A 16,870-nucleotide genomic window follows, 5' to 3' on the forward strand; every position below is an offset into this window, starting at 1 on the left:
AGTTCTTCGTCTCCCGTCGCGCTCCGCCGGCGGCGGGCGCGGCCGCCGAGGGCCGCGCCGGCCCGTCAGTCGAGTATCTCGAACGGGTCGCCGATCCGGATCCTGCCGACCTCGCGGGGTATCAGGTTCTGGCCGAAGACCAGCCGGTCACCGAAGCGGCGGTGCCGGGCGAGGGTGCGCAGCGGTTCCTTGCCGCGCTCGGCGGTGCGCTGGTCGGTGGTCGTGACGACACAGCGGGAGCAGGGCTTGACGACCTCGAAGTCCACCTCGCCGATCCGGACCCGGCGCCAGTCGTCCTCCGCCCAGGGAGCCGTGCCGTCCACCACCACATTGGGCCGGAAGCGGTTCATGGGCAGGGGGCCCTCGTCGGCGTGGTCGCCCTGTGCGATGAGGGAGTTGAGGGCGTCGAGGGAGGACGTCGTGGTCAGCAGCAGCGGAAAACCGTCCGCGAAGCCGACCATGTCACCGGGCTCGGAGTACTCCGGATCGACCGGCCGGCGCTTCTCCGGATGGTCGAGGTACATCAGTTGGCACTCGACGCCCAGATACCCGCTGAACCACTCCGCGGCGGCGGTGCCCGCGGGCACCGCCTCGACCACGTCCCGCCAGACCTCCACCGGGAGGGTCCCGGTGCACGCGGGCACCTCGACCGTCAGCGGCTCCCTGCCGGGCGCGGTGAGGCGGAGACCGCCGCCCGGCAGCTCCTCGGCACGCGCCAAGGCCAGCGCCGGCTGCTGCCGCTGGGTGATCTGCCGGCGCGCGGCGTCCACCAGCAGCCACCGTCGGTCCCCGGCGAGCCCCCACGGCTCCACGACCGCCTCGCCGGGACCGGACCCCGCAATGGATTTGACCGGATAGAGATGGATCGACTGGAGCGCAGGCTTGAGCATGCGTTCCATCCTGCCAGGCACCTCTGACAGCGGATCCGGTGACCGGGTCAGTACCCGCGCGGATACTGCCGGCCGTACGGATCGTCGTACGCCGGGGCCGGCCGGGGCGCGACCGGAGCGGCCGGCCGCATGGCCTCGTACCCCGTGCCCGTGCCCGGGGCCGGGCGCTGGGGCTGTGGTGCCTGCTGCGGCTGGTAGCCGCCGCGGGCACCCGCCTGCTGGGGGATGTAGGGCGCCGGCGCCTGCTGCAGCGGGGCGACCGGATGCGCGGCGGCAGCCGGGTAGCCCTGTGCGGGCGAGGAGGAGGACGGAGCGGCCGGAAGTGCCGGCAGCGCCGAGGGCAGCGCCGGCAGATACGACGAGCCCGTGTCGTAGGGCGAGGGGTTCACCCTGATCGGCGCGATCTGCGGCGTGCCGCGCTCGGCCACGAGGCTGTCGTAGATCGGGGTGTCGGGGAAGGAGGGCGAAGCGTAGTAGCCGCCGCCGTAGGTAGAGCGGGGGGAGGTCATGCGTCATAAGTTAAGCCCACGATGTGTCGATTGGGGAGCCTGAAAAGAGGGTTGTTTTACGTGTGCGGAGTGGCCATGGATCCCCAATGGGAGCGAACTCGGGAAAATCGGTCGCGATCGCCCGTTGGATTCGTGTAAAGACCTCGCTTCTCGCGGGTGAACAGCGGGCGTTCGGCGCTGTCCGGGGCACGTTAGGTTGAGGGGTGCCGCGGGATGCCACCACGCACACGGCACCGCCGACGAGAGGAAGGCGCAGCATGTCGATGCCCAAAAGCGGCAACGTTCCGGTCCCGGCCCCGGCGGTACGGGTGGAACTGGGCTGGCGGGCCGGCCCCGGCACACCGGACGTCGACGCCTCCGCGCTCCTCCTGGCGTCCGGAAAGGTCCGTAACGACGGCGACTTCGTGTTCTACAACCAGCCGGCGCACGCCACCGGAGCGGTGCGGCACGAGGGCAGGCGCACCACGGACGGCGCTTGGACGGACGGCCTGACCGTGCACCTCGACGCCGTGGAGCCGGCCGTCGACAAGGTGGTGCTGGCCGCCTCCGCCGACGGCGGCACCTTCGGAAGCGTCCCCGGGCTCCACATCCGCGTCCTGGACACGGCCGACGGCAGGGAACTCGCCCGGTTCGACAGTCAGGACGCCACCACGGAGACCGCGTTCGTGCTCGGGGAGCTCTACCGGCGCCAAGGGGCGTGGAAGTTCCGCGCCGTCGGGCAGGGTTACGACAGCGGACTCGCCGGTCTGGCCACCGACTTCGGCATCAGCGTCGAGGAGCCGCCCCAGGCCCCGGCCGCCCCGGCCGCCCCGGTGGCCCCCGCGCCCCCGGTGGCGCCGCCCTCCGCGGCCTTCGTGCCCCCGTTGCCGGCCGGTCAGCCGGTGGTGTCAAGGGAGCGCCCGCCGGGGCAGCCCGCGCCGGCCCCCGCACCCCCTGCCGTTCGTCTGACGAAAGTCACCCTCACGAAGGAGGCGCCCGCCGTCTCGTTGACGAAGCAGGGCGGCACCTCCGGCGTGATGCGGGTGAACCTCAACTGGAGCGGCGGCAGCGCCGGCAAGCGGCTGACCCGGAAACTCGGCCGCAAGGCGATGCAGGCCATGGGTGCGCGCGGCGCCCTGCTGCCCCCGTCCGGCGAGCTCGACCTCGACCTGTGCGCGCTGTACGAACTCACCGACGGCGCCGCCGGGGTGATCCACCCCCTGGGCAACAACTTCGGCACCCTGCACGCCCCGCCGTACATCCAGCTCGACGGGGACGACCGCACCGGCGCGGTCGCGGCCGGCGAGAACATGACCGTCAACCTCGACCACCAGGCGCGCATCAGGCGCATCCTGATCTTCGTCACCGTCTATGCCGGCGCCCGCACCTTCGAGGGCCTGAACGCGACGGTCACCCTCCAGCCGCAGCACGGCGCCCCGGTCGACTTCACCCTCGACGCCTGCACGGTCCCGTCCAACGTCTGCGCACTGGCCCTGATCACCCACACCGGCGGCGAACTCGTCGTCCAGCGTGAGGCCCGCTACCTCGTCCCCGCGCCCGGCGTCAGCCCGCAGCGCACCGTCGACCAGGCCTACGGCTGGGGCCTCAACTGGTCGCCGGCCAGCAAGTGACCGCACACCGGCGGGCGCGGCTCACGGCGCCCCGTACGTCCGGCCCTTCCAGGCCGCGCCGCGCCCCCGGTAGTGCTGCACCGCCGAGTCCACCGTCATCAGGAGGTAGAGCAGCGCCGTGAAGGGCAGCAGCGGCGCGGTCCACGGCGGCTGACCGTAGTAGCGCAGCATCGGCAGGTACGTCCCGCACATCACCGCCCAGGCCGCCCCGCCCAGCGCCGCCGGCAGCGCCGCACCGCCGGCCAGCCCCGCCACCAGCGCGACCGGCGGCGCCAGATAGACCAGGGCCAGCCCCAGGACCGTGCCGAGCAGCAGCAGCGGCCGGTGCAGCAGCTGGGCGTAGGCGCTGCGCGAGACCATCCGCCACAGCTCGGCCAGCCGCGGGTACGGCCGCACGCTGTCCACCCGGTCCGCCAGCCCCAGCCAGATGGCGCCGCCGGACCGCTTCACCGCCCGCGCCAGCGTCACGTCGTCGATCACCGCGTGCCGGATCGCCTCCGGGACGCCCGCCCGCTCCGCCGCCTCCCGCCGCAGCAGCACACAGCCGCCGGCCGCCGCGGCGGTCCACGCCCCCGGCCGGTTGACCCGGCGGAACGGGTACAGCTGCCCGAAGAAATACACGAACGCCGGCACGATCAGCCGCTCCCAGAACGTCACCACCCGCAGCCGCGCCATCTGGGACACCAGGTCCAGGTCCGCCGACCGGGCCGCCGCCACCAACTCCCGCAGGCTGTCCGGGGCGTGCGCGATGTCCGCGTCGGTCAGCAGGAGGTACTCCGGCGCCATCCGCTCCCGCGTGAGCGCGATCCCGTGCCGGAGCGCCCACAGCTTCCCCGTCCACCCCGGCCCCGGTTCCCCGGGCGAGGTGACCGTCAGCGGCAGCCCGCCGCGCGCGGCCGCCAGCTCCCGCGCCAGCGCCCCGGTCCCGTCACTGCTGCCGTCGTCGACCAGGAACACCTCCGCCCGGCCCGGGTACTTCTGGCCGAGCAGCGAGGGCAGGCTCTCCGGCAGCACCGCGGCCTCGTCCCGCGCCGGCACCACCACCGCGACCGACGGCCAGCGGTCCGGGTCCCGGCGCTCCGGAAGCCGCACGTCGGTCCGCCAGAAGAAGCCCTGGCCCAGCAGCAGCCACACCCAGGCCAGCAGCGACCCGGCACCGATCCACTCCATCGCTCCCACGGCCGCAGTCTGCCGCACCGGCCCCCGCGCGGGACGTCCCCGGACCGTACGTGTCCTGCCCGGGCGGGCCCGCCCGGCGGGCCGTCGCCCGGCCGGGCCGGTATGACAAGTCGGAGCTGCCGCCCGGTAAAGTGTCCGGGTGAAGATCGCGCTGATGGACTCCGGAACCGGCCTGCTCGCGGCGGCCGCGGCCGTACGGCGGCTGCGGCCCGACGCCGATCTGGTCCTCTCCTCCGATCCCGACGGCATGCCCTGGGGCCCGCGCACGCCCGAGGACGTCACGGCACACGCCCTCGCGGTGGCCCGGGCGGCCGCCGCGCACCGCCCGGACGCACTGATCGTGGCCTGCAACACCGCGTCCGTCCACGCCCTGCCCGCGCTCCGCGCCGAACTGGAACCGGACGTCCCGGTCATCGGCACGGTCCCCGCCATCAAGCCCGCCGCGACCGGCGGCGGCCCGGTCGCCATCTGGGCCACCCCCGCCACCACCGGCAGCCCCTACCAGCGGGACCTGATCGAACGCTTCGCGCGCGGCGTGGACGTCACCGGCGTCGCCTGCCCGGGGCTCGCCGACGCGGTCGAGCAGGCCGACGAGGCCGCCATCGATGCGGCCGTCGCCGTCGCCGCGAGCCGCACCCCGCGCGAGGTGCGGGCCGTCGTCCTGGGCTGCACCCACTACGAGCTGGTCGCCGAACGCATCCGCGCCGCCCTCCAGCAGCCCGGCGCCCCGGCGCTCGTCCTGCACGGCTCGGCCGAGGCGGTCGCCGCCCAGGCGCTGCGCCGTATCGGTGCCGAGCCGGCGCCCGCGGCCACCCCGGCCGGCGGACTCACCGTGCTCCTCAGCGGCCGCCCGGCGGACCTCCCCGCCGCCACGCTCGCCTACGACGAGGGCCGGCTGCTGGCGCAGTCCCGTACGGACGCCGCCGGGGCGCTGAGCGGCTGAACGGGGCGTACGACACCCTGCCGTGGCGTGCGAAGACGCGTACGCTGCGTCTCATGAGGGACCACCCCCACGAGGGGGCAGCAGCCCCCGGCGCAGACGGCCCTTCGGACGCCGGTACCGACGGCACCGGCCGGCCCGCGGGGCCGGTACGCGTGCCCGGCGGCTCGCACGCGGAGATCCCCGAGGTCTGGCACGGCAGCGCCAGCAACCGCGTCCAGTGGCTGCTGGCCGGGATCGGGGCGGCCTGTCTGGCGCTCGGCATCGAGCTGGCCGTCGACAGCAGCTGGACCTCCGGCCTGGCGCCGCTGGTGATGGCGGTGGTCGGCTGTGTCGCGGCCGGCCTGCTGGTGCTGTTCGGCACGCTCGCCTTCGTCCACGTCGGGGTGCGGGTCGACAAGGAATGCCTGGAAGTGCGCTGCGGCTACATCGGGGTGCCGCGCCGCCGGATCCCCCTCGACACCGTCGTGGAGGCCGACTTCGCGCCCCAGGTCACGCCCCGCCACTGGGGCGGCTGGGGCTACCGCTGGCGCCCGGAGCAGGGCACGGCGGTGGTCGTCCGCCGCGGCGAGGCCCTGGTCCTCCGGCTCGGCGACGGGCACACCTTCACCATCACGGTCGACGACGCTGAGGGCGCGGTCCGGGCCGTCCGCGGCCGGCTGCGGCCGCGCAAGGGGAGTCCGGCGGGCGCCTGAGCGCGCGGTGCGGCGCCGGCGCGGAGACGGCGGGCGCGGGCGTGCGGTGAGGGGCGGGGGCCTGCGCGGGGGCTGCGCTTCCGGATCGGGGAGCTCTCCGGGACGTCCCGTAGGGTCGGAGCATGGCAACCCCCGAATTCATCCGTGACCTCCGGAACTCCATCGGCCAGCAGCTGTTGTGGCTGCCCGGGGTGACCGCGGTCGTCTTCGACGACGACGGGCGGGTCCTGCTGGGCAAGCGGGCCGACACCGGCGGCTGGTCGGTGATCGGCGGCATCCCCGAGCCCGGTGAGCAGCCCGCCGAGACCGCGGTGCGCGAGGTCTACGAGGAGACCGCGGTCCGGGTCGTCCCCGAGGGGGTGGTCCTCGTCGAGACCATGCCGCCCACGCAGTACCCCAACGGCGACGTCTGCCAGTTCATGGACGTGACCCTGCGCTGCCGCGCGATCGGCGGCCGGCCCCGGGTCAACGACGACGAGTCGCTGGAGGTCGGCTGGTTCGCCATGGACGCCCTGCCGGAGCTGGACGCGTACGCACTGACCCGCATCCGCCGGGCCGTCGCGGCCGGGCCGACCTGGTTCCACGGGATGGGGGAGGAGTCCTGAGCCCCCGGGCTCCCTTACAGCTCCTCCGTCGACGGGTCGTCCATCGGGGCGGAGGGATCACCGGGAAGTGGGGGCAGCTGCGAACCGTCCGGGGACTCGGGCTCCTCCGGCCCGTCCGGGCCGGTGTCCTGGCCGTCCGCCTCCTCCGTGTGCATCTCCCGCTCGTCCTTGCTGCAGACCGAGATCCAGGTGCCGGTCGGCCCGCTCTCGTAGTGGCAGAGCCAGCCCCGTACGGACAGGGTGCCGCGGTCGTCACCGGCCTCCCGCGGCGCCCGCAGGAAGAACTCGGTCATCACGTCCCGGGCCTGCGCGCAGGGCACCGTGCCCCCGGCCCCCGGGTCCGCGTACAACGCCACGTCCCCCTCCTGGCCCAGTGCGTCCCGGAGCCGCCCGCAGCTCACCGGCTGGCCGGGCACACCCGGCGAGCCCTCCCCGGTGCGCTGCGGCCCCGGCCCGCTGCCGGTGGACGACGCCGAGCCGGACCCGCTGTCCTCCCCGTCCGCGCAGCCCGCCGCGGCCAGCGCGAGCAGCACGGTCGGCACGGTGATCAGCCTCCGCATGTGGGACTCCCTCGGGGCGGCGGTGCAGGCGGCGCGCTGCGTCGTACGACGCTAGGAGCCCGGGGGGAGCGCGGCGAACCAGGACGGCCGATCAGGTGATCCGGCGCGTCGCGCCCGTCGGCCGGCTCGCCGGCCCGCTTCCCGGCCGCCCTCCTCCGCCTCATCACCCGGCCGGCCGGTCCGCGTCCTTGGCCGCACCACCCGGTGGGTGGCCCCCACATCCGGTGCACGAACTGTGGTGCCGCGGCACATCGGTGCCCCGCCCGCCCGTGCCTAGGGTGCGGACATGACCACGATCGGCACCCCGGGCCCGGTATCCCTCGACCTCGGCGGCCGCACCGCCCTCGTCACCGGCGCGGCCGGCGGCATCGGACGTGCCTGCGCGCTGCGGCTGGCGGCGGCCGGTGCCACGGTGCGGGCGGTCGACCGGGACGCCGGCGGCCTGGCCGCGCTGGCCGCGCTGGCCGCGGACCTCCCGGACGGCGCCGGCGGCACCGTCGAGCCGCTCGTCCTCGACCTGACCGACCTCGACGCCGCCGAGCGGGCCGCGGCCGGCACCGACCTGCTGGTGAACAACGCCGGCCTGCAACTGGTCCGCCCCATCGAGGAGTTCCCGCCCGAGGCCTTCCACCAGGTGCTGACCGTGATGCTGGAGGCGCCCTTCCGGCTGCTGCGCGGCGCCCTGCCCCACATGTACGCGCAGGGGTGGGGCCGGGTCGTCAACATCTCGTCCGTGCACGGGCTGCGGGCCTCACCGTTCAAGTCCGCCTATGTGGCGGCCAAACACGGTCTGGAGGGCCTGTCGAAGACCGCCGCCCTGGAGGGCGCCCCGCACGGCGTCACCAGCAACTGCGTCAACCCCGGCTACGTCCGCACCCCGCTCGTCGAACGGCAGATCGCCGACCAGGCAGCGGCGCACGGCATCCCCGAGGAGCGGGTCGTGGCCGACGTCCTGCTCGCCGACGCCGCCCTGAAGCGGCTGCTCGAACCGGAGGAGGTCGCCGAGGCCGTCGCCTACCTCTGCACCCCGCAGGCGTCCTTCGTGACGGGGGCGTCGCTGACCCTGGACGGCGGCTGGACCGCGCACTGACGGCCCGGGGCGCAAGCGGCACAGGCCCCTGGCGCACGGCGACGACCCGGAGGTATCCCTGTGACCATGCCCACCGATCCGCCCGCGCCCGCACCCGCCACCGAACCCGCCGAGGCACCCTTCCTCGCCCTGCTCGCCGCCGACGCCCCCGCCGAGGACTACGAGCGGCCGGTGCTGCGGGCCCGTGCCGAGGGCGCCGCGCCCGGCCGGCTCGCCGCCCTGGAGCGCGCCAAGCGCCAGGCGCTGCGGATACGCACCGAACTGGAGGGCCGCCGGCGCCGCGAGGCCGAACTGTCCGCGCTCCACGCCACCGCGCACGACCTGGCCGGGCTGCGCGACACGGACGCCGTGCTGCGGGCCATCGTGCGCCGGGCCCGCTCCCTCCTGGGCACCGAGGTCGCCTACCTCACCCTCAACGACCCGGCCGCCGGCGACACCTACATGCGGGTCACCGACGGCTCGGTCTCCGCGCGCTTCCAGCAGCTGCGGCTCGGCATGGGCGAGGGACTGGGCGGACTGGTCGCGCAGACCGCCCGCCCGTACGTGACCGACAGCTACTTCCACGACGAGCGGTTCCGGCACACCGGCACCATCGACGCCGGGGTCCGCGACGAGGGTCTGGTGGCGATCCTGGGCGTGCCGCTGATGCTGGGCAGCGGCGTCATCGGGGTGCTGTTCGCCGCCGACCGCCGCGAGCGGGTCTTCGAACCCGGCCAGATCGCCCTGCTCGCCGCCCACGCGGCGCACGCCGCGGTCGCCCTCGACACCGCCCGTCTGCTCGCCGAGACCCGTAAGGCGCTCACCGAGCTGGAGGCGGCCAACGAGATCATCCGCGACCGCAGCGCGGTCATCGAACGGGCCTCGGACGTCCACGACCGGCTGACGGAGCTGGTGCTGCGCGGCGGCGGGGTGCAGGACGTCGCGGCCGCCGTGGCCGAAGTGCTGCACGGCCAGGTGGAGTTCACCGAGCCCGCCGACGCCCCGGCGGCCGCCCTGGACCGCTCCCGCGCCGACGGGCACGCCGTACGGGACGGCACCGACTGGGTCGCGGCCGTATCGGCGGGCGGGGAGGTGCTCGGTGCGCTGGTCCTCCGCGGGCACCCGGCGCTCGACCCGGTCGACCAGCGGACCCTGGAGCGGGCCGCGGTGGTCACCTCCCTGCTGCTGCTCGCCCGCCGGACCGCCGGTGAGGCCGAACAGCGGGTGCGCGGCGAGCTGTTGGACGACCTCCTGGACGCCGCCGGGCGCCACCCCCTTCTGCTGCGGGAACGCGCGGCCCGGGTGGGCGCCGACCTGGACGCGCCGCAGGTCGTGCTGGCCGCCCGGGTCGACGCCCCCGAGGGGCAGGACGCCGCCGGCGACCGGCGGCGCCTGTGGTCGGCGGCCTCCCACCTCGCCGCCACCCGGCACGGACTGGCCGCGGTCCGGGACGGCGGTGCCGTCCTGCTGCTGCCGCTCGGGCCGGACGGCGATCCGGCGCAGCAGGCCCGGGAGACCGCCGCCCGGCTGGGCGCCGCGCTGCACGTGCCGGTCACGGTCGGTGCCTCGTCCCCCGTCCCGGCCCCCGCCGGGCGGCCCGCGGCGGTCACCGACGCCTACGCGGAGGCCCGACGCTGCCGGGAGGCCCTGCGGGTGCTGGGCCGGGCCGGCCAGGGCGCGGCCGCCGCCGACTTCGGCTTCCTGGGCCTGCTGCTCGCCGACACCCGCGACGTCGACGGCTTCGTGCGCCGTACGCTCGGCGTGGTCGCCGACTACGACGCCCGCCGCGGGACGGAGCTGCTGCGCACCCTCCGGGCGTACTTCGCCTGCGGGATGAGCCCGGCCCGCACCAAGGACGAGCTGCACGTGCACGTGAACACCGTGGCGCAGCGCCTGGAGCGGGTGGGCCGGCTGCTGGGACCCGACTGGCAGAGCCCGGCACGCGCCCTGGAACTCCAACTGGCGCTGCGGCTGCACCAGCTCTCGTCCGCCGTGGAGCACGGGACGGAGTAGCGGCGCGTCGGACGGCCCGCCGGGGCGGGCGAAACGGAGGAGTAATGGGCCGTGGCTCCGGGTGCGCGCCGGCGGGGCGTGCGGCAGCGTGGTTCCCGAGCCCTCCGATTTCGCGAGCGCTCCGCCCCACGTCCCGTGGCCCTCCGCCCCTCCGCGGACCACGGGTCAAGATCACGCACTAAGGAGTTCGACATGGCCGGCAAGGGTGCCAAGGACAAGATGAAGGGCAAGGCCAAGCAGGCCGCCGGAAAGATCACCGGTGACGACCGCCTGAAGGCCGAAGGCCGGATGGAAGAGGCCAAGGGCAAGGCCAAGGACACCGTCGACGAGGCCGGGGAGAACATCCGCGGCACCAAGGAGTCCCTGAAGCGCAGGACCGAGCGGTCCTGACGTCCGGCGGGGGCGCGGCGGGCGAGCTTGCCCCGTCTCCCGGAGCGTCCCAGGGCCCGCCGCGCCCCCGCCGCACATCAGACCCTCAACTCCCGCCCGTCGCCGGTCCTCCCGGAGGCGGGCCGCGGCTCGTCCTCCGCCACCGCCGCCAGGTCCCGGCTGCGGGTCTCCCGGGCCGCGCCCACCGCGACCAGGGTCAGCAGCGCGGCGGCGATGACATACAGCGCGATCGGCGCAGGGCCGCCGAAGTCGGCGAGCAGCGCGGTCGCGATCAGCGGGGCCGGCGCACCGGCCGCGACCGAGGCGAACTGCGCGCCGATCGAGGCACCCGAATACCGCATCCGGGTCGCGAACATCTCCGCGAAGAAGGCCGCCTGGGGCGCGTACATCGCGCCGTGGAAGAACAGCCCGACGCCCACCGCGAGCAGCAGCGGACCGAACCGTCCGGAGTCCACCAGCGCGAAGAACGGGAACGCCCAGGCGCCGACGCCGGCCGCGCCCAGCAGATAGACCGGGCGGCGCCCGATCCGGTCCGAGAGCGCGCCCCAGGCGGGGATCACCGCGAAGTGCAGCGCCGAGGCGATCAGCACCGCGTTCAGCGCGCTCTGTTGCCGCACCCCGGCGTGCGAGGTCGCGTAGACCAGCACGAACGCCGTGAGGACGTAGTACGAGATGTTCTCGGCCATCCGCGCGCCCATCGCGATCAGCACCTCGCGCCAGTGGTGCCGCAGCACGGCGAGCAGCGGCGGCCGCTCCGCCCGCGGGGCCGCCCCCTGCGCCCGGCGGGCCTCGGCACGCTCCAACGCCGCCCGGAACACGGGTGATTCGTCCACCGAGAGCCGCATCCACAGCCCGACCAGGACCAGGACGCCGGAGAGCAGGAACGGCACCCGCCACCCCCAGGCGGCGAACGCCGCGTCCGGCAGCAGCGCCGTCATCAGCGAGAGCACGCCGGTGGCCAGCAGTTGTCCGGCGGGCGCGCCGGTCTGCGGCCACGAGGCCCAGAACCCGCGCCGCCGCGCATCACCGTGCTCCGACACCAGCAGCACCGCACCGCCCCACTCACCGCCCAGCGCGAACCCCTGGACCAGCCGCAGCACGGTCAGCAGCACCGGCGCCGCCGTACCGATCGTGGCGTGCGTCGGCAGCAGTCCGATGGCAAAAGTGGCACCGCCCATCATCACCAGGCTCAGCACCAGCAGTTTCTTGCGTCCCAGCCGGTCGCCGAAGTGCCCGAAGACCAACGCGCCGAGGGGCCGGGCGGCGAACCCGACCGCGTACGTCAGGAACGCCAGCAGCGTCCCGACGAGCGGATCGGATCCGGGGAAGAACAGCTTGTTGAAGACCAGCGCGGCGGCGGATCCGTAGAGGAAGAAGTCGTACCACTCGACGGTGGTGCCGATGAGGCTGGCGGCGACGATGCGGGTGAGGTCGGCGGGTGGCGGGGGAGCGGTTGCTGCGCGGGCCATGTGCACCACTTCCAGGCGGTCGGCGGGACGTGCTCGTGCCGCCACACGGTAGGAACGGGCAGGTCAGCGGCACATGTGGCGGGACGCCACAGTTCCGGCCACGGGAGTGCGCGCCCCCACCATGAGGGACCCGGCCATGGCGGCCCGACGCCTCCTCGACCGCCCTGGACCTCCGCGCCGGGAAAATCCTGCTCCCGCGCGCGTCCGGCGTGCCCCCGGGCAGGTCCGGCAGACCAGGCGACGCCGCCCGAAGCGGCCCGGCGGTCCCGCACAGCCCCGGAGCCCGCGACGGTTTTTGCTGTGCTGCGGAACGATCACCGGTTAGGCTCCCCCGGCGCGCAGGGGGCGCGAATCAGCCAGTGGGGGAAGTGGGGGAAGTGGGGGACATGGGCGGTGAATTCGACAGATCCGCGAACGGATCGACCGGCTCCGAGAAGGCGAGGAAGGCGCCGGAGATGAACGCAGGGGCCCAGGTGGTCGCTGCGGTGGTGCTGGTCGGTGGCCTCGCCGGCGGCATGTGGGCCATGGCGAAGACGTCGGGGCAGGAGAGCGAGGAGAGCAGGCCGGCCACCTGCTCGGCCGGCCATGACGACGCCCGGCACGGGAAGCGCGTCTCGGGGGCACAGCTGTGCCGGGCGCTGAACCGCAGGGACCTGCCGGAGCTCCTCGGTACGCCGGCCGAGCGCGCGGAGTCCGCCGACGGCAGCGAGAGCTCGACCAAGTTCGCCGGCGGTACCAAGGTCGTCACCCCCGAGGCGAAGGTCACGCTGAAGACCTACACGGTCCAGCTCTCGGCCTCCTACGACGACTTCACGGTCTCCCGGATGACCCGCCTGCTGGGCAGTGCCGCGGAGAAGCGCACGGTTCTGGGGCGGCCGGCGGTGCTCTCCTCGGACCGGACCATCGCCATCCGTTTCAACGTCGACGGCGGCAAGATCGGCAAGGCCGACAGCGCTCCGGGCGGTATCGCCCGCCGCCTGATGGTCGCCCGGAACGCCAAGGACGGCGGCGGCTCCTTCGAGGTCGTCGTCTGGCGGCAGGACGAGGGGATGCCCGATGACGCGGCGCTGCTCCGCGTCGCCGAGAAGGTGCTGCCGACGATCCCGGGCTGGCACGGCGGCTGACGGCGCCGGGGCGCCGCCTCCGGGATGCGGGGGCCTCGGAGGGGGCCGACCCTGGGAGCGGGGCCCTGCGCCGGACGGGGAGGAGCTCATCGTGGCGGATCGTGCGCGCACCGGCGCGACGTCGCAGCCCGGGGCCCGGCACCGGATGTCCGAGGAGGCCTTCCGCTCGCTGTACGACCGGCTGCGCGAGCAGGCCCTGAACGGTGCGGACCCCGGGCGCGGAGCGCTCGGCCACCTCACCCCGGAGCGGGTGGTGGCCGCCGCCGCCGGGGTGCGCTCCGGACGCACCGTGTCGCTGGCGGCGCCCATCGAGACCACACCGGGGCCGGACGACCCGCAGCCCGCGTCCCACCGGATGACCGCACCGGCGCCCGGCGAGACCGGCGCCCCGGGACTGCATTTCGCCCTGGACCGGTTCGCCATGAACGTGCACGGGGACGCGGACAGCCATCTCGACGCGCTGTGCCACGTCATCTTCGACGGCGAACTCTACGGAGGAGTCCCGGCGAGCAGCGTGACGCCGGACGGTGCCGGTGCGCTCACCTCGGACCTGGTGCGCGACGGCATCGTCGGCCGCGGAGTCCTCCTGGACGTCCCGCGGCTGCGCAAGGTGGCGTGGCTGGAGCCCGGCGACCACGTGACCGCCGACGACCTCGTGGCGGCCGAGGAGGCGCAGGGCGTCACGGTCGGGCCGGGGGACCTGCTGTTCGTGCGCGTCGGGCACCGCCGCCGGCGCCGGAGCCTCGGCGCCTGGAACGCGGCGCGGGAGCGGGCCGGCCTGCACCCGGCGGCGGTGCCCTTCCTCGCCGAGCGGCGGGTGGTCGCCCTGGGGTCGGACGGCAACAACGACACGGCCCCCAGCGCGGTGGCCGAGGTCCCGTTTCCGGTGCACGTGCTGGCCATGAACGCCATGGGGCTGCACCTGATGGACTACCTGGACTTCGAGGACCTCGTGCCGGTGTGCGAGCAGCTGCGCCGCTGGCACTTCCTGTGCGTGGTCGCCCCGCTGCGACTCCCGGCGGCCACCGGCTCCCCGGTGAACCCGATCGCCGTCCTGTGACCCTGCCGGGCCGCGGCCCCTCCGCCGGACCGTTCCAGGTGCCGTGCCGCCCCGGGACGTATACGTTCGAAGAGGGGAGAAGGCTACCGGCAGGTCCCGGCGGCGGCCCGGGACCACAACGGCAAGGACGGTGGTCGCCGTGGGCGGCTCCTCCCATTACGACGTCATCATCATCGGCACCGGCGCCGGCGGCGGCACGCTCGCCCACCGGCTTGCCCCCTCCGGCAAGCGGGTGCTCCTCCTCGAACGCGGTGGCTACCTGCCGCGCGAACGCGACAACTGGGAATCCACCGCCGTGTTCGTCAAGGCCAAGTACCGGGCACCGGAGTTCTGGCTCGACCGGCACGGCAACGAGTTCCCACCCGAGGTCAACTACTACGTGGGCGGCAACACCAAGTTCTACGGCGCGGCGCTGTTCCGGCTGCGGCCCGAGGACTTCGGCGAGCTGCGCCACCACGACGGCATCTCGCCCGCCTGGCCGCTGCGTTACGAGGACCTGGAGCCGTACTACACCCAGGCGGAACACCTCTACCTGGTGCACGGCCGGCACGGCGAGGACCCCTGGGAAGGGCCGTACAGCGAGCCGTACGCCTATCCGCCGGTCCAACACGAGCCGCGCATCCAGCAGTTGAGCGACGACCTGGAGAAGCGCGGACTGCATCCCTTCCACCTGCCCATCGGCGTCGACCTCACCCAGGACGCGAACGGGCGGGCGGTCCCCTCCAGCGCCTGTATCCGCTGCAACCGGGTGGACGGCTTCCCGTGCCTGGTCCGCGGCAAGTCCGACGCCCAGGTCATCTGCGTCGAACCGGCACTGCAGCACCCCCGCGTCGAGATGGTCACCCACGCCCGGGTGACGAGACTGGAGACCGATCCGACCGGGTCCAGCGTCACCGCGGTCGTCGCCGAGCTCCCCGACCAGGAGCAGGCCCGGTTCTCGGCCGACATCGTGGTCGTGGCCTGCGGGGCGGTCAACTCCGCCGCCCTGCTGCTCGCTTCGGCCAACGACCACCACCCCCGCGGGCTGGCCAACAGCTCGGACGTGGTCGGCCGGCACTACATGCGGCACAACAACCTCGCGCTGATGGCGATTTCGAAGGAGCCCAACGACACCCAGTTCCAGAAGACCCTCGCCCTGCACGACTGGTACCTGGGCGCGGACGACTGGGACTACCCGCTCGGCGGCATCCAGATGCTCGGCAAATCGGACGCCGAGCAGATCCACGGCGAGGCCCCGCGCTGGGCCGGCGCGGTGACGCCGGACATGCCCTTCGAGGTCCTGGCCCACCACGCCGTCGACTTCTGGCTGTGCGGGGAGGACCTGCCGCAGCCGGACAACCGGGTCACGCTGGACGCCGACGGCCGCATCCACCTCGCCCTCGACGAGAGCAACAACATCGCCGGCCTGACCCGGCTGCGGCGCAAGCTCCAGCACATGCTCGGCCATCTGGGCATGCACGAGCACCACCTGCTGTCCCACAGCATCTACCTGCACAAGGGCATGCCCATCGGGGCCACCGCCCACCAGGCGGGTACCGTGCGGTTCGGTGCGGACCCGGCGTCCTCGGCCCTGGACCTCAACTGCAAGGCCCACGACCTGGACAACCTCTACGTCGTCGACACGAGCTTCTTCCCGAGCATCGGCGCGGTCAATCCGTCCCTGACGGCCATCGCGAACGCCCTGCGGGTGGGCGACCACCTCCTGGCACGGCTCGGCTGACCGGCCCGCGACGACACGCCTCCGACCGGGCGAAGATCGTCAGCCGGGCAGCGCAATGCGGACCGCTCCGGCGCGCCGTCGTCCCGCCACGGTGATTGTGTGACGCCTGCACCTCCGGGCCGCGGCCCGGCTGATTCCGGGTCACGCAGTGGAGGAGAGAGTCATCGTGAGTTCCCCGGAGGGCGCGCCCCAGGACGTGGTCCCCGCGCATCTCTTGAAGGGCCAGAAGGCGCTGGTCACCGGCGCGAATTCGGGAATCGGGCGGGCCACGGCGGTGGCCCTGGGCCGGGCCGGCGCCGATGTGGTCGTCAACTACGTGGCCGGCCGCGAGGCAGCCGAGAAGGTGGTCGAGGAGATCGCCTCCTTCGGGGTGCGGGCCGCGGCCTACGAGGCGGACGTGTCCGACGAAGGCCAGGTCGTCGCCATGACGGACCGGATGGTCAAGGAGTTCGGCACGATCGACATCCTGGTGGCCAACGCCGGACTGCAGCGTGACGCGTCGTTCACCGACATGACCCTCGCCCAGTGGCAGAAGGTCATCGACGTCAACCTCACCGGCCAGTTCCTGTGCGCCCGCGAGGCGACCAAGGAGTTCCTGCGGCGCGGCGTCGTCCCGGAGGTGTCGCGTGCGGCCGGCAAGATCATCTGCATGAGCTCGGTGCACCAGATCATCCCGTGGGCCGGGCACGTCAACTACGCCTCGTCCAAGGGCGGGGTGCAGATGATGATGGAGACGCTGGCGCAGGAGCTCGCCCCGCAGAAGATCCGCGTCAACGCGATCGCCCCCGGAGCCATCAAGACCCCCATCAACCGCGACGCCTGGGACACCCCGGAGGCCGAGAAGGACCTCCTGCGGCTGATCCCTTACGACCGGGTCGGCGCCCCGGAGGACATCGCCTACGCGGCCGTCGCCCTCGCCTCCGACCTCCTGGACTACGTCGTGGGCGCCACCCTCTACGTGGACGGCGGGATGACCCTCTTCCCCGGTTTCGCCACCGGCGGCTGACCGATCTCGCGCACGTCGGTCCCGAGGAGAC

The 16,870-nt window shown here is 74.2% G+C and carries 16 protein-coding genes; 11 read left to right on the forward strand and 5 right to left on the reverse strand.

Going from position 1 to position 16,870, the window contains the following annotated elements; all coding sequences use genetic code 11:
- Nucleotides 1-65: 65 nt before the first annotated feature.
- Complete coding sequence (locus tag AB0G35_RS14320; RefSeq protein WP_360948291.1) at nucleotides 66-890, reverse strand: MOSC N-terminal beta barrel domain-containing protein; 825 nt, start codon at nucleotides 888-890, stop codon at nucleotides 66-68.
- Between the two features lie 47 nt (nucleotides 891-937).
- Complete coding sequence (locus AB0G35_RS14325) at nucleotides 938-1,399, reverse strand: DUF6643 family protein (protein ID WP_360948293.1); 462 nt, start codon at nucleotides 1,397-1,399, stop codon at nucleotides 938-940.
- A gap of 257 nt (nucleotides 1,400-1,656) precedes the next feature.
- Between AB0G35_RS14325 and AB0G35_RS14330 the strand changes: the two genes are divergently transcribed.
- Nucleotides 1,657-3,009 (forward strand): TerD family protein, encoded by a 1,353-nt coding sequence (locus tag AB0G35_RS14330; RefSeq protein WP_360948295.1) that lies wholly within the window; start codon nucleotides 1,657-1,659, stop codon nucleotides 3,007-3,009.
- Between the two features lie 21 nt (nucleotides 3,010-3,030).
- On the opposite strand, the gene AB0G35_RS14335 is transcribed toward AB0G35_RS14330, so the two are convergent.
- Nucleotides 3,031-4,179, reverse strand: a complete 1,149-nt coding sequence (locus AB0G35_RS14335) for a glycosyltransferase (RefSeq protein ID WP_360948602.1) — start codon at nucleotides 4,177-4,179, stop codon at nucleotides 3,031-3,033.
- A gap of 148 nt (nucleotides 4,180-4,327) precedes the next feature.
- Between AB0G35_RS14335 and AB0G35_RS14340 the strand changes: the two genes are divergently transcribed.
- The 3 genes from AB0G35_RS14340 to AB0G35_RS14350 all read left to right on the forward strand — a co-directional run bounded on the left by AB0G35_RS14340 (nucleotide 4,328) and on the right by AB0G35_RS14350 (nucleotide 6,428).
- Nucleotides 4,328-5,131, forward strand: coding sequence for an aspartate/glutamate racemase family protein (locus AB0G35_RS14340; protein WP_360948297.1), 804 nt, complete (start codon nucleotides 4,328-4,330; stop codon nucleotides 5,129-5,131).
- A 53-nt stretch (nucleotides 5,132-5,184) separates the two neighbouring features.
- Entirely contained in the window at nucleotides 5,185-5,823 is a 639-nt protein-coding gene (locus AB0G35_RS14345) for a hypothetical protein (RefSeq protein ID WP_360948299.1), read from the forward strand.
- Nucleotides 5,824-5,945: 122 nt separating this feature from the next.
- Entirely contained in the window at nucleotides 5,946-6,428 is a 483-nt protein-coding gene (locus AB0G35_RS14350; RefSeq protein ID WP_360948301.1) for an NUDIX domain-containing protein, read from the forward strand.
- A gap of 14 nt (nucleotides 6,429-6,442) precedes the next feature.
- On the opposite strand, the gene AB0G35_RS14355 is transcribed toward AB0G35_RS14350, so the two are convergent.
- On the reverse strand, nucleotides 6,443-6,988 hold the full coding sequence (locus AB0G35_RS14355) for a hypothetical protein (protein ID WP_360948303.1): 546 nt from the start codon (nucleotides 6,986-6,988) through the stop codon (nucleotides 6,443-6,445).
- A gap of 286 nt (nucleotides 6,989-7,274) precedes the next feature.
- On the opposite strand from AB0G35_RS14355, the gene AB0G35_RS14360 reads away from it, so the two are divergent.
- The 3 genes from AB0G35_RS14360 to AB0G35_RS14370 all read left to right on the forward strand — a co-directional run bounded on the left by AB0G35_RS14360 (nucleotide 7,275) and on the right by AB0G35_RS14370 (nucleotide 10,460).
- Nucleotides 7,275-8,078 carry a 3-hydroxybutyrate dehydrogenase gene (locus tag AB0G35_RS14360; RefSeq protein WP_360948305.1) on the forward strand — a complete coding sequence of 268 codons (804 nt, stop codon included), beginning with the start codon at nucleotides 7,275-7,277 and terminating at the stop codon, nucleotides 8,076-8,078.
- Nucleotides 8,079-8,144: 66 nt separating this feature from the next.
- A complete protein-coding gene (locus AB0G35_RS14365) occupies nucleotides 8,145-10,070 on the forward strand; it encodes a helix-turn-helix domain-containing protein (protein ID WP_360948307.1) in 1,926 nt (641 codons plus the stop codon).
- Between the two features lie 192 nt (nucleotides 10,071-10,262).
- A complete protein-coding gene (locus AB0G35_RS14370) occupies nucleotides 10,263-10,460 on the forward strand; it encodes a CsbD family protein (protein ID WP_360948309.1) in 198 nt (65 codons plus the stop codon).
- Nucleotides 10,461-10,537: 77 nt separating this feature from the next.
- On the opposite strand, the gene AB0G35_RS14375 is transcribed toward AB0G35_RS14370, so the two are convergent.
- The gene (locus AB0G35_RS14375; RefSeq protein WP_360948311.1) at nucleotides 10,538-11,929 is read right to left on the reverse strand and encodes an MFS transporter; all 1,392 of its coding nucleotides are present in this window, start codon (nucleotides 11,927-11,929) and stop codon (nucleotides 10,538-10,540) included.
- A 455-nt stretch (nucleotides 11,930-12,384) separates the two neighbouring features.
- Between AB0G35_RS14375 and AB0G35_RS14380 the strand changes: the two genes are divergently transcribed.
- From AB0G35_RS14380 to AB0G35_RS14395, 4 genes are all read left to right on the forward strand, one after another.
- Nucleotides 12,385-13,053, forward strand: a complete 669-nt coding sequence (locus AB0G35_RS14380) for a DUF6215 domain-containing protein (protein ID WP_360948313.1) — start codon at nucleotides 12,385-12,387, stop codon at nucleotides 13,051-13,053.
- 145 nt (nucleotides 13,054-13,198) lie between these two features.
- Complete coding sequence (locus AB0G35_RS14385; protein WP_360948604.1) at nucleotides 13,199-14,113, forward strand: cyclase family protein; 915 nt, start codon at nucleotides 13,199-13,201, stop codon at nucleotides 14,111-14,113.
- Nucleotides 14,114-14,252: 139 nt separating this feature from the next.
- Complete coding sequence (locus tag AB0G35_RS14390) at nucleotides 14,253-15,833, forward strand: GMC family oxidoreductase (RefSeq protein ID WP_360948315.1); 1,581 nt, start codon at nucleotides 14,253-14,255, stop codon at nucleotides 15,831-15,833.
- Nucleotides 15,834-15,999: 166 nt separating this feature from the next.
- Nucleotides 16,000-16,839, forward strand: a complete 840-nt coding sequence (locus tag AB0G35_RS14395) for an SDR family oxidoreductase (protein WP_360948317.1) — start codon at nucleotides 16,000-16,002, stop codon at nucleotides 16,837-16,839.
- The last annotated feature ends 31 nt before the right edge of the window (nucleotides 16,840-16,870 follow it).

Origin of the sequence: Streptomyces sp. NPDC021749 (assembly GCF_040640655.1) — a bacterium.
Taxonomy (GTDB): domain Bacteria; phylum Actinomycetota; class Actinomycetes; order Streptomycetales; family Streptomycetaceae; genus Streptomyces.